11 protein-coding genes are annotated in these 13,136 nt (G+C 56.5%); 10 read left to right on the top strand and 1 reads right to left on the bottom strand.

What is annotated here, in order from left to right; genetic code table 11:
- Positions 1 to 2: 2 nt before the first annotated feature.
- Positions 3 to 281 (bottom strand): hypothetical protein, encoded by a 279-nt coding sequence (locus V7680_RS08875; protein WP_335652931.1) that lies wholly within the window; start codon positions 279 to 281, stop codon positions 3 to 5.
- Positions 282 to 310: 29 nt separating this feature from the next.
- On the opposite strand from V7680_RS08875, the gene V7680_RS08870 reads away from it, so the two are divergent.
- The 10 genes from V7680_RS08870 to V7680_RS08825 all read left to right on the top strand — a co-directional run.
- Positions 311 to 820, top strand: coding sequence for a 2Fe-2S iron-sulfur cluster-binding protein (locus V7680_RS08870; protein WP_335652930.1), 510 nt, complete (start codon positions 311 to 313; stop codon positions 818 to 820).
- A complete protein-coding gene (locus V7680_RS08865) occupies positions 817 to 1,806 on the top strand; it encodes an FAD binding domain-containing protein (RefSeq protein WP_335652929.1) in 990 nt (329 codons plus the stop codon). The genes V7680_RS08870 and V7680_RS08865 overlap by 4 nt, the downstream gene beginning before the upstream one ends.
- Positions 1,803 to 4,010: a xanthine dehydrogenase family protein molybdopterin-binding subunit gene (locus tag V7680_RS08860; RefSeq protein ID WP_335652928.1), complete on the top strand. Its 2,208-nt coding sequence runs from the start codon at positions 1,803 to 1,805 to the stop codon at positions 4,008 to 4,010. Before V7680_RS08865 ends, V7680_RS08860 begins: the two co-directional genes overlap by 4 nt.
- Before the next feature lie 83 nt (positions 4,011 to 4,093).
- Positions 4,094 to 5,002: a LysR family transcriptional regulator gene (locus V7680_RS08855; protein ID WP_335652927.1), complete on the top strand. Its 909-nt coding sequence runs from the start codon at positions 4,094 to 4,096 to the stop codon at positions 5,000 to 5,002.
- A 280-nt stretch (positions 5,003 to 5,282) separates the two neighbouring features.
- Positions 5,283 to 7,856, top strand: coding sequence for a TonB-dependent receptor (locus V7680_RS08850; protein ID WP_335652926.1), 2,574 nt, complete (start codon positions 5,283 to 5,285; stop codon positions 7,854 to 7,856).
- A 12-nt stretch (positions 7,857 to 7,868) separates the two neighbouring features.
- Positions 7,869 to 8,867, top strand: coding sequence for an MBL fold metallo-hydrolase (locus V7680_RS08845; RefSeq protein ID WP_335652925.1), 999 nt, complete (start codon positions 7,869 to 7,871; stop codon positions 8,865 to 8,867).
- A gap of 3 nt (positions 8,868 to 8,870) precedes the next feature.
- Positions 8,871 to 9,986, top strand: a complete 1,116-nt coding sequence (locus V7680_RS08840; RefSeq protein WP_335652924.1) for an FAD-dependent oxidoreductase — start codon at positions 8,871 to 8,873, stop codon at positions 9,984 to 9,986.
- Positions 9,987 to 10,008: 22 nt separating this feature from the next.
- Entirely contained in the window at positions 10,009 to 10,911 is a 903-nt protein-coding gene (locus tag V7680_RS08835; protein ID WP_335652923.1) for a VOC family protein, read from the top strand.
- A gap of 3 nt (positions 10,912 to 10,914) precedes the next feature.
- Complete coding sequence (locus tag V7680_RS08830; RefSeq protein ID WP_335652922.1) at positions 10,915 to 12,072, top strand: alpha/beta hydrolase family protein; 1,158 nt, start codon at positions 10,915 to 10,917, stop codon at positions 12,070 to 12,072.
- 48 nt (positions 12,073 to 12,120) lie between these two features.
- Positions 12,121 to 13,136: MFS transporter (locus tag V7680_RS08825; protein ID WP_335652945.1), on the top strand; the 1,016-nt coding region annotated here is incomplete at its 3' end.

The raw sequence follows: 13,136 nt of genomic DNA, 5'->3' as shown, positions 1-13,136 counted from the left end.
AATCACTCCTCAAAATGGTCGCGGATCATCGCGTTGCAAACACGAAACGACGCTCGTTGAATTCCGTTCCCAAAAATGATTGGTGAAATTTGGGGGACGGTTTTTCTCGGAGCGTTGGGTTCAAACAAGATTGAAGAAGTGTGATGACCGAGCGCTGCAAAAAATATCAGGTCCTGCGGAACGATCGGGTCGGTCGCACGTAAAGCAGTGATGTAGCCCGCGACATTGAATCTCAAATACAGAGCTATGGTTGCCGCCGCTGGCTGATCTGCGGGCATCATATTGCCAATAACGGAAGGACGCCCCGTAAATGGAAATCACCGAGTTGAGCGTGAATGGCAAAACCCATAAACTGGAAGCCGATAGCAGAGTGACCTTGCTTGATGCTCTGCGCAACCATTTGGGGCTAACCGGAACCAAAAAGGGTTGTGACCATGGACAATGCGGCGCTTGCACCGTGATCGTCGAGGGCCGCAGGATAAACAGCTGCCTCACGCTTGCTTGTATGCATGACGGTGACGAGATTACGACCATCGAGGGGCTTGGCGAGCCCGGCAACTTGTCGGATTTGCAATCCGCATTTGTCGCTCATGACGGATTCCAGTGCGGATATTGTACGCCCGGCCAGATTTGTTCGGCCACGGCTATGCTTGAGGAAGCCAAAGCGGGATGGCCAAGTTTTGTCTCCGACGATCTCGAGGGTCCAGAGGCGCTAAGCAATGAAGAAATTTCGGAGCGGATGAGCGGAAATCTATGTCGCTGCGCTGCCTATCCCAATATCGTCAATGCGATCCGTCAGGTTGCCGGAGAAAAGTCATGAAGCCTTTCGCATATTCAAGAGCTACCGACCGTGCCAATGCTACAGCGGAAGTGGCGGACAATGCGACCTTCATAGCGGGCGGAACCAATTTACTCGATCTGATGAAGCTCGAGGTGATGACGCCCGACAAGCTGGTGGATATCAACCGGCTCGACCTTTCCGAAATCACAGAGACCGACGACGGGGGGTTGCGGATCGGCGCGCTGGTAACGAACAGCGATTGCGCCGCCGATCAGCGTGTCCGGCGCGATTATCCGGTGCTCTCGCGAGCGATATTGGCGGGGGCGAGCGGACAGCTTCGCAACAAGGCTACCACCGGCGGCAACTTGTGCCAGCGGACCCGCTGCTATTATTTTTACGATACGGCGATGCCGTGCAACAAGCGTGAGCCGGGTTCTGGCTGTCAGGCACTGGCCGGCTTTAATCGCATCCATGCGATCCTCGGCGCGAGCGATTCCTGTATCGCTACCTATCCCGGAGATATGGCGGTGGCGATGACGGCGCTGAACGCGCAGGTCGAGATCCAAGACGTTGACGGTGATGTCAGGCAGGTCCCGATCCAGGATTTCCATCTTCTGCCGGGCGATAGCCCTGATAGGGATAATATCCTTCAGGCGGGAGATTTGATTACCGCCGTGATCCTTCCGCGCCCAGCTGAGGGAAGGCAGATATACCGAAAGGTCCGCGACCGGGCATCTTATGCCTTCGCGCTCTGCTCTGTTGCAGCGATCGTGAAGATGGATGGTGAAACCATAGCAGCTGCCGCGCTGGCCTTTGGCGGACTGGCGCACAAGCCTTGGCGGGACGAAGCCGTCGAAGCTCTACTGATCGGCGAAAAGCCGTCGGCGGAATTATTCGGCAAGGCGGCCGATCGGTTGCTCGCCGAAGCACAGGGCTATGGCAGCAATGATTTCAAGATTCCGCTGACCAGACGGGTGCTGATCTCCGTCTTGCAAGAAGCCACCAAAACAGGAGCAGCCGCATGACCGCGCATCATAAAATGGACGAAGCGGACACGCGCAATCGGCTCGACGATATGGTGCAGGGCCTGGTCGGGTCGCCGATGGATCGTCCGGACGGACCGCTCAAGGTTTCCGGACAAGCAACCTATGCGCACGAATGGGACGTGCCCGACATGCTATTCGGAGTGCTGGCTCGGGCAACGATTTCCAAGGGCCGTGTCACCGATGTGGCGAGCAGCCTACTAATCGGCAAAGACGGTGTCCGCGCGGTTATCACCGATGACCGCTTGCTGAGACGGCCTGCGCAAGGCGGTGCCGATGAAGCGCCGCCGCAGGGTTCGAAACAGGTCGACTATTTCGGTCAGCCGATCGCGCTGGTCGTTGCCGATACATTTGAACAGGCTCGCCATGCAGCGAACATATTGAACATCAGCTATGAGACGATAGCCAATGCTGCGTTCGACCCCGAGGCCGATGACACACCCACAGACAAGCCGGAGGACGATCAGCTTGATCAGGGCGATCTCGACAAGGCGATGGCCGATGCCCCGTTCACCGTCGATCAGGTCTATCGCACACCGGGCCATAACAGCGCCGCAATGGAACCGCATTGTGCGATCGCCAGCTGGGAAGGCGACAAGCTGACCCTCCGCGGCAGCTACCAGATGCTCAATTTCAACATCAACGAACTGGCCGATGCGCTGCATATCGTGCCGGAGAATATCCGCATGTTGTCGCCCTTCGTAGGCGGCGGCTTTGGTTCCAAGCTGGGCATTTCACCGGAGGCCGTAGCTGCGGCGCTCGCTGCCAAAGAAACCGGCCAACCGGTCTGCGTTGCCTTGTCGCGGCCGCAGGTTTTCGAAACCACCATGCGCCGGTCGGAAACGCGGCAGCATGTCCGACTGGCTTGCGGAGAAGATGGCGTTCTGACCGGTCTGGGCCACGAATGTCTGGTGTCCAACCTGCCGGAGGAAGAATTTTACGAGCCGGTCACTCAGGCTACCCACTTCATATATGGTGGTAAAAACCGAAAGCTCGGAATCGAAGTCGCCCGGATCAACCGTACCTGCGGTGGCTCGGTGCGGGCGCCCGGCGAGGCGGTCGGTATGCAGGTTCTGGAAAATGCCATGGATGAGCTAGCGGAAGCAGCGGGCATTGATCCGGTTGAACTCCGGCGGCGCAATGTTCCTGACCGGCACCCGGAGCAGGACATTCCATATTCGTCCCGTCGGTTTATCGAGGCGCTCGACGAGGGCGCGAAACTTTTTAAATGGGACAAGCGCAACAAGAAGCCGGGGTCTCTGCGCGAAGGCGACTGGCTGATCGGACACGGCATGGCCGGCGCCGCAAGGGTCAACATTCTCTCGGAAGCGAAAGCCAGAGTGACACTGCTTGCAGATGGCAGCGCCGTGGTCGAAACCGACATGACCGATATTGGAACCGGCACTTATGCGATCTTGACGCAAATTGCCGGCGACATGCTGGGATTGCCGGCAAACAAGGTCCAAACCAAACTGGGTGACACCGATTTTCCGGCAGGGCCGGGCTCGGGTGGATCGTGGGGAGCCTCTTCTGCAGGTTCGGCCGTGTTTCTCGCATGTGAGGAAATCCGCAAGAAACTCGCCAACAAGTTGGGCAGCGACGAGGCAGAACTGACGCTTGAAAATGGCAAAGCCGGCACCGGAAATGCTTTGCGATCCTATCCGGACATTTTGGAGGGACAGGAAATCTCTGCAATCGGTCATATTGAACCGGGCCAGACGCTGGAAGAGATGCAGCAGGCCACTTATGGTTCCTATTTTGCCGAGGTGGCTGTTAATGCTGTAACCGGCGAAACGCGGGTGAAGCGGATGCTCGGGGTGTTCGGAGCGGGGCGGATTTTGAACGAGAAGACCGCGACTTCTCAATGCTATGGCGGCATGATCTGGGGCATCGGTAGCGCTCTCACCGAAGAACTGGTTTTCGATGGCCGAGACGGGCACATCGTCAATCACGATCTGGCGGAATATCATATACCGGTGAATCTGGATGTGCCCCAGATCGAGGTGGTTCTGCTCGAGGAACGGGACGAATGGGCCAGCCCCATTCAGGCCAAGGGCATCGGCGAACTTGGCATATGCGGCGCTGCAGCAGCGGTCACCAACGCGATATATAATGCAACAGGAATCCGCGTCCGCGATTATCCTGCCACGCTGGACAAGTTGCTGACGCGATTGCCTGATCAATGACACGAACCGGTATGTCCGTACCCAGGAATACAGAAGCGCAATTTCTCGTTTATCATTGCTTTGATAAATGATATCTATGCCTGATGCGGCTAGACAATTTTGATCTCAATCTTCTGGTGGCGTTTGATGTGCTACTGCGGGAGCGTAGCGTTACCCGCGCTGCGAACCGGCTCAACGTCACGCAGGCCGCGATGAGTGCGGCATTGAAGCGGCTGAGGGAATCGTTTCAGGACGACATCCTGACGCAGCACGGCAAAAAGATGATCCCGACTGCGCGGGCGATCTACCTCGCTCCCAAAGTGGCCGATATGATCCTGCAACTGCGAAGCCTGATTTCGAGCGGGAAGGGATTTGACCCAGCCACTTCGGACCGTTGCTTCAAGATTGCCGCTTCCGATTATATCACCACGGTCCTGATCGTTCCGCTTTTGGACGTGTTGCAACGGGAGGCCCCCCGCGTAACCCTCGATATCTCCCTTCCCGATCAGGATGTCGCAGATCAGCTCACCAACGGGGAACTGGACCTGCTCCTCACTCCGGAACAATTTGTGCATCCGGATCATCCACGCGACCTGTTGTTTGAAGAACGGTTTGTGGTCGTCGGCTGGTCCGGCAACCCTGTGATGCAGCAACCTTTGACTGTAGAGGCATTCTTCAACAGCGGGCACGTCGCGGTTCAGATCGGACATCGAGACACGTTTATTGAACATGCGCTGCAAGAACATGTTCAAAAGCGGCGGATCGAAATCACCGCTCCGTCCTTTATCCAGGCACCCTGGTTGATCCCAGGCACGATGCGGCTGTCCCTGATGCACGAGCGGTTGGCCAATATCGTTGCGCCGGCAGCTTCCCTGATCACCGCCGAACCGCCTGTCGCACTGCCGGTGATGCAGGAAATGATGCAATATCATGCGAGTCGAACCACAGACGAAGCGCTGATATGGTTACGCCGCAAGCTGCAGCAAGTCGGTGCCAACTCCGATATTTCCTGAGACCATCACCTTATAGCACCGAATTTAGGCCGTACTCAGAAATAGATTTGTTTGCTAAGCCACTGCCACTTTCAGATTATTTTCCAGAATATCTGTGAATTTTATGTATAAATTTTATTTATACAAAACTGCAAAAACAAATGATTTTTCCTATTTGTGAGAATGATTATTACTATTGGTGAAAGTGATTTTTGCAATTTGCAACTTTGGCTTATCCATAATTCATCGAAAGCTGCGGCTTACACGCGGCAAGAGTTTAAATCATAAGGGGAGGAAGTTTATGAAATTCCACATGCGAAATACGACTGCGTCCAAGGCAGCGCTCTCATTGGCACTTGTTTCAGCGATGTTTGCATCGCCGGCGGTCGCGCAAGACAACGCCGACGCCGATTCAGAAAATGCACAGAGGTCCGGCGGTCTGGACGTTATCGTCGTAACCGCGCAGCGTAAGGAAGAGTCTCTTCAAGACGCCGCTATCCCGATTAATGCTGCAACCGGCGCAGATCTGGCGCGGGCTGGTGTTGCCGACGCGACAACCTTGAATGCGGTTGCCCCTGCGCTTTATGTCACATCGGGCGGCGGCGCGAATGCCGGCTATTTCATCCGCGGGGTCGGCAATTTTACCAACAACGGTTACACAAGCCCTGCCGTCGCATTCAATGTCGATGGCGTTTATGTCGGGCGGCCTTCCTCGACCATCGCTTCGTTTCTTGATGTCGCGGTCGTCGAAGTATTGAAGGGTCCACAAGGTACACTATACGGGCGCAATGCGACCGGCGGCGCGATTAACGTGCTCCCGACCAAACCAGTCCCTGGCGAGACAAGCGGATATGTCTCCGGTTCCTACGGTAATTACGACGCATTCGGTCTCGAAGGCGCTCTCAACTTGGCTGTTGGTGACAATGGTGCGATCCGGCTTTCCGGCGCTGTCAATAAGCATGACGGCTATAATGCGGATGGCACGTTTGACGCCAAGGATGTCGCGTTTCGTGGCCAGTTCTATGCAGAACCAGCGCCCGGATTTGATATTCGTTTCTCGGTCGATTATTCGACCCAGAAAGGCGCGGGCCCCGGAACAGATGTCTTTGGTGCCTATGGACTGATTCCTCCTGGAACGCCGGGACGGGACGATCCCCCGGTACCGGGATGGGTATTCCAGCCTGCTCCGACTGCAGTAGCAGAGCCATTTACCGGCCTCCACACTCCCGAGGCGCTCGCCTATCTTTCGACGGTCGCGACCGCTCCGCTTTTCTCGCCATTTCAGGGCTTCGCCTATCCGTCGCGCGATGACGAATATATTGGGGTGAGCGCAGAAATGAATCTTGAGCTCGGGGCAGTCGATCTCGTGGTAATCCCGGCCTATCGCCAGTCCAAGCTCGACAATATATTCAACGGACCTCCTTTCAAGGCCGCAATCAACAAGGATACCGCCGAGCAGTGGAGTATCGAGGCGCGGTTCTCGGGGTCGGCAGGACCAGTCGACTGGATCGCGGGGGCCTATTATTTCGACGAGAGAGTTGAGGGTGTGAACGCTTTCAACCAGTTTGGTACCGTGTCGAACAACGCATTTGACTCACAGTCGGATTCGCTGGCGTTTTTTGGCCGTGCGACTTTCAACGTGACCGACGAACTCCGCCTCGTAGGCGGTGTGCGGCACACCACTGAAAACCGGTCGATCGATGCATTTGCTACAGCAACGGCAGGTGTTTGCCTCGAGGATCCTGTAGGCCGGGCGCCGTTTTGTCCACAAGTACCCACCCTGCCAGTCGGGCTCACGCTTCAGGACGTGCTAGGCGGTCTAGACCCAGCCCTGTTCCCGATCCCCGGCAGAAACCCGCAAAATAACTTCAATCCTGACGGAGCGGAAGGTGTGGGGCAGGTATTCCCTTATGGTCCTCTCAACGTCTTCGCTCCGGCACAGTTCGGACCGGGCGCGCTGTTGATCATCACTCCAAATGCCATCCAGCGTTCCGCTAGCGACAAGGAATTCACATATCGGGCTGCGGTGGAATATGACATTACTCCGGAAAATCTGCTCTATGTTAGTTTCGAAAACGGCTTCCGCGCTGGCGGCTTCAATCTCGCTCGCGGCAGGGAAACATATGATCCCGAGTTTATCGATGCATTTACCATCGGGTCGAAAAACCGGTTCTTCGACAATCGCTTCGAGCTGAACGCGGAGCTGTTCTACTGGAAATATAAAGGGCAGCAATTGGCGGCTCTGGGCGTAGATGTTGACGGCAACAACGCCTTCTACACCCGCAACGTTGGTAAATCCTCGATCAAGGGTGTGGATATCGACTTCCAGTTTCTGGCTACTGAAACGACCAAGATTCGAGGTGGCGCACAATATCTCGATGCCAAATATGACGAATATTCATTCGATCAGGTTGATCTGGCTGACCCGGTTGATCCACCAAACTTCCTGCGTCCGGTTACCAGCTGTGATACGACGCAGCAGCCAATCGATCCGGTCAGCGGAAAGGGATCCTATATTGTCGACTGTTCCGGCAAGCAGGCTCTGAACTCTCCGAAATGGTCCGCCAATCTGGGCATCGAGCAGACGATCGAATTCGGTGGTGTCAAACTCGTCGGTACCTTCGACGGACGTTACCGTGGCAGCCGTGAAGTCGGATTCAACTATATTCCGCAGAGCCGGGTCGGAAGCGACGTGACGTTGGACGCCTCGCTCACCCTGGCTGAACTGGATGACCAGTGGGCGATTACTGCCTTCGCCCGGAATATTACCGACGAAGCTGTTTCGACAACTGTTCAATTGGGCTCCGGCAACGTCGTCGGTGGAACCTATCAGCCACCACGGACCTATGGTGTGCGGGCGAAGTTCAACTTCTAGGGAGAACCGGCTATGCGTTTGATACAAATATTGTTGGCCAGTGCAGTTGCACTGGCCGCCATCCCGGCCCACTCGCAGGGGCAGTCAAATGCTCTGGCGGAAACGGCCGAGCAGGCCGACGGCGGGCTCTGGGTAACGCTCGGAACAAGGGGCGGGCCGGTGGCCAGTCCGACACGATCCCAGCCAGCAAACCTGTTGGTCGTTGCGGGCAAAAATTATCTTGTTGATGCGGGCGATGGGTCGGCTGGCCAGTTGGCAAAAAAAGGCCTGCAGACAGTTGCACTGGAAGGTGTGTTCATAAGCCATTTGCATTTCGATCATACAGGCGGCTTGCCAGCGATTCTCGGGCTGCGTTTTCAAACCAATCCGAAGAACAAGCTAAAGGTCTTTGGCCCGCCGGGTACAAAGGAACTGGTCGATGGTCTCGTCATGTCGATGATTCCCGGCGCTACTGCCAATTACGGTGTTGAAGGCGCACCAGCCGCAAATCCGCGCGATCAGGTCGAAGTCGTCGAATTGCGTGATGGCGGAACAGTGACGCTTGATGGCATGGAAGTGTCCGTGCGGAAGATTAGCCACTATAGTTTCAAGCCAGGCGGAGATATGGCACGCCGTTTTGAATCGCTTTCCTATCGCTTTGATCTACCCGGTCGTTCGATTGTATATACCGGTGACACCGGACCGAGCAAAGCGGTCGAAGAACTGGCCAAGGATGCCGATCTTCTCGTCGCTGAAATGATGGATGTCGAGATGATGGTGGGACTGGTTCGTCTCGCCAATCCAGGCATGCCGGAAAAAGCGGTGATGGGCGTGGAAACTCATTTGCGCAAACATCATCTGTTGCCGAAAGATGTCGGTGAAATGGCCGCACGGGCAGGGGTCAAAGCGGTGGTGGTCACGCATTTTGCGGGCATCGAGCCAAATGATCCTCATCACATGTCGTATTTGAAGTCCGTTTCGGAATATTATCAGGGGCCAGTGATCGTCGCGAATGACATGGATGAGTATTGAACGATGAATGATATCAATATTCTTGTCATCGGCGGCGGCATCGGCGGACTGACTGCAGCGATTGCGCTGCGCGGCAAGGGACATCGAGTCACGGTGATCGAGAAAGATCCTGAATGGTCGGTCTATGGTGTCGGTATCATCCAGCAGTCCAATGTCATCCGCGCCATGGCGGAACTGGATTTGCTCGATGACTATCTCGCTGCCGGCGTTCCCTTCGACACGGTCGCCATTCATGCGCCGGACGGGACCATGGTCGCGGAAGTTCCTGCGCCGCGTCTGGTCGAAGGCTATCCGGCCAATGTCGGTATCGGCCGTCCGGCCTTGCACAAGGTTTTGGGCGACCGGACCAAGAGCGCAGGAGCGGAGATTCGTCTGGGCGTGACCGTTTCCAAGATTATCCAGCACGATGATGGCGTCGACGTGACTTTCTCCGATGGACGTGACGAGAGCTTCGATGTCGTGATCGGGGCCGACGGAGTTTATTCTGATACAAGGCAGCGTATCTTGCCTGACGCCGAGAAGCCCGAATATACGGGGCAAGCGGTCTGGCGCTATAATTTCCCGCGTCCTGCCGATCTTAATTCCTTGCATGCCTATAATGGCCAGACCGGTGTAGGCCTTGTGCCGATCAGCGACGAGCTGATGTATATGTATGTGACGACGCCCGAACCGGGAAAGCCCAATTATCCGATCGACGGCATCGCCGCCGTAATGCGCGATAAGCTTGCCGGCACTGCTCCGCAGATTCAGGCGATGGCCGACCAGATTACCGATGACGAAGGGGTCGTCTATCGTCCGATGGAGCAGATGATGCTTTATGGCGACTGGCACAATGGCCGCGTCGTTTTGCTCGGTGATGCAGTGCATGCGACCACCCCGCATCTGGGTCAGGGCGCCGGGATGGCGATCGAGGATAGTCTGGTGCTGGCCGAAGAACTGACCAACTATGAAACGCCTGCAGAGGCTTTCAAAGCCTATCGCGATCGCCGTTTCGAGCGCTGCCGCTACATTGTCGAGAAGTCTCTCGCCATTTGTTACGGCCAGATCGGCAAGGGCCCGCTCGTCGATAACGGCAAAGCAACGGCCGAAATGTTCGGCATTGTTTCGCAACCAATTTAAGAATCTCACCCAAGGAATATCAATGAGCCAAGTAAACGAAATCCGCTATGTCGGATATGGCGTCGAAGACTTCGAAACCGAACGCAAATTTTATGCCGACGACTGGGGGCTGGTCGAGGTCGAAGCCAATCAGGATACCGCCTGGTTCAAGACCCACGGTCATGATGAACATCATGTCGTCCGCCTGCACAAGCGCGACAGCAATTGCGTCGAAGTGATTGCGCTGTCCGCAGGCAGCCGGGCCGATGTCGATGCGCTGCGCTCGAAGGTCGGCGATGCCGGCTGCAAGATCATCCACGAGCCGCGCGATCTCGATGCACCTGGCGGTGGCTATGGCTTCCGCTTCTTCTCTCCCGACGGACTTCCGTTCGAAATCTCTTCGGATGTCGAGCGCGGCGAGCAACGGGTCATGGAGCGCTGGGAAGGCATGCCACTGAAGATCAGCCATATCGTCCTGCATTCGCCGGACCACAAGGCGGCAGTGAAATTCTTCACCGACGTGCTGGGCTTCAAGGTCAGCGACTGGCTGGGCGATTTCATGTGTTTCCTGCGCTGCAACAGCGCCCACCACCGGATTGCAATATTGCCCGGTCCCCCTTGTCTGAACCATGTCGCTTATGACATGCTGACGCTGGATGACATGATGCGCGGCGCCAGCCGGTTGCGCAAACGCGGAACCGATATCCGCTGGGGCCCTGGCCGTCATACTGCCGGAAACAATACTTTCAGCTATTTCTGCACACCCGCCGGTTTCGCGGTGGAATATACGTCAGAGCTCGAAGAAGTCGATTTCGAGAACCATCAGGACAAAGTGCACGAACCGGGTCCGCAGGTCATGGACCAGTGGGAAACCGGTATAGGCGGCCCGCAGACCATGCCGAAACCGGCAGCCGATCCCTGTCTCTTCCAGCCTTCGGAGGTCTGACCCATGGCTCTTTTTGAATATTTCCCCAACTATATCTGGAACCTGTCCGTAGCGATCGCGATGGAAAGCGGCGGGCAGATCGGTGAAATCATCGATATGTGCCAGCCTATCAAGGATGCGGCCGCAGCGGGCGACGATGCCGGCGTGCCGCAATTCATGAAACAATGGGCGGCGATGGGCGACAAGCTGCAGGAGCTGGCCGCCGAAGATGAAGCCAAGGGCCGCAACTTCTCCGCCTCGAACAAGCTCGAGCGCGCATCGCTCTATCTGTTCACCGCAGAACGGATGCAGGGCCACGGCCATCCCGGTCGCACGGAAACTTTCGCCAAAGCGCGCAATGCTTTTGACCGGTCGACCAAGCTCGGAAAGCTCAATCGGGAACGGGTCGAAATAGAGCTCGACACCGGCACCATGCCGGCCCTCTGGACCAAGGCACCCGGCGCCGGAAAGAAGCCTGCTGTCGTGTTTTGCAACGGCCTCGATAGCAATAAAGAACTGCTCTACTGGACGCGCCTTCCCGAGGAACTGGCCCGGCGCGGCATCTCCACGCTTTGCGTAGACCAGCCCGGTTCGGGCGAAGCGCTGCGGTTGCAAGGCCTTCCCGTTGACCCGCATAGCGAAAGCTGGGCCTCGAAAGCTGTCGACTGGCTGGAAACACAGGACAATGTCGACGCATCGAAACTCGGCATGACCGGCATTTCGCTCGGCGGACATTTTGCGCCGCGCGCGGTCGCCTACGAACCGCGCTTTGCCAGCGGAGCGGTCTGGGGTGCCAACCATAATTGGCGCGAAGTGCAGGACAAAAGGATGAAACGCGAAGGGGAAAACCCGGTTCCGCATTATTGGGCGCATGTCATGTGGGCCTTTGGCGCCGACGATATGGAAGACTTCCTCGAGAAATCGAACGACATGAATCTCAACGGCCATATCGACCGGATCAAGGTTCCGTTTCTCGTTACCCACGGTTCCAATGATCGTCAGATAAGCGTAGATTATGCTTCCGATCTATATGATCAACTGGTCAACTCACCACGCCGCGAGAAGGTTATCTTCACGCCTCGTGAAGGCGGTGTCGAACATGTCGGCGCGGACAATATGAGCTACGGTCGTGACTTGTTGTCGGACTGGTTTGCCGAAACGCTGGGCGGAAATGCCGGATAGTTAGACTGAGTCATTAATTGGCCGCGTCGCAGGGAAGAGGTTTTGAACATGAATCAAGCTACGATTAGCCAAGCCGGCATCGAAAGCGCAGGCACTCGGCAAGGTGTCATTCTTCTCCTCGCTGCAATGATGCCGATCATGGCGATCATCTCGCTTGTTCCGGTTTTGCCGCTTCTGTTCAAGGAATTCGCCGGGGTCAGCGGGAGCGCATTTCTTGTCCCGATGGCGCTGACAATTCCGGCGCTGTGCGTGGCTCTGTTCTCGCCTCTGGCTGGCTGGCTTTCGGACAAGCTGGGGCGCAAGCATCTGCTGGTCGGGGCGCTGGTTCTTTACGCGGGCTTCGGGATCATTCCCTGGTTTCTCACCGATCTATTCCAGATCATCGGCGCTCGCATCGCGCTGGGCATTACGGAAGCCGTTATCATGACCGTGGCCACCGTATTGATCGGTGATTATTTCGAAGGGGCTCGCCGCGAAAAATGGATCGCGCTTCAGGTCGGTTTCGGCAGCATCGCTGCGATCATATTGATCGCGGTTGGCGGAGGGCTGGGAGAATTGTTGGGATCCCGCGGCCCCTTTCTGCTCTACCTTCTCGCTTTACCCATTGCTCTTGCGGCAGCGATCATATTGTTCGAGCCCACCATCAAATCTACCATTGGGAATGGCATAACGGCAAAATTTCCGTTCAAGGCTGTGATGCCGTTGATCCTGACGACAATCGGTGTCGGCATCATATTCTACTCTATCGTTGTCCAGCTGGGGCCGGTCCTCGGGCTGTCGGGTGAAGTCTCGCCGGCGACCATCGGCATGATCGGCGCCTTGACCAATATCGCGGTGGCTGTCGGTTCTGTTCTCTTCAACAAGTTCAAGCAGAATGTCGGCCCGCGTCTGCTCATAGTCGGCCTGGTTCTGGCGGCCATTGGCTATGCAGGGATCAGCATGTCGACGACCCTGGTTCTGCTCGCTACATTCGCCATCCTTGCCTGCATCGGCAGCGGCATGTTGCTGCCCAATATGCTCACCTGGACCATGAACAGCCTGCCGCCCGAAACGCGCGGACGGGG

The sequence above is a fragment of the Parasphingorhabdus sp. genome (genome assembly GCF_036963705.1).
Lineage (GTDB): Bacteria > Pseudomonadota > Alphaproteobacteria > Sphingomonadales > Sphingomonadaceae > Parasphingorhabdus.
Note: the sequence above shows the minus strand (reverse complement) of the source record. Positions and strands in the feature narration are given on the sequence as shown.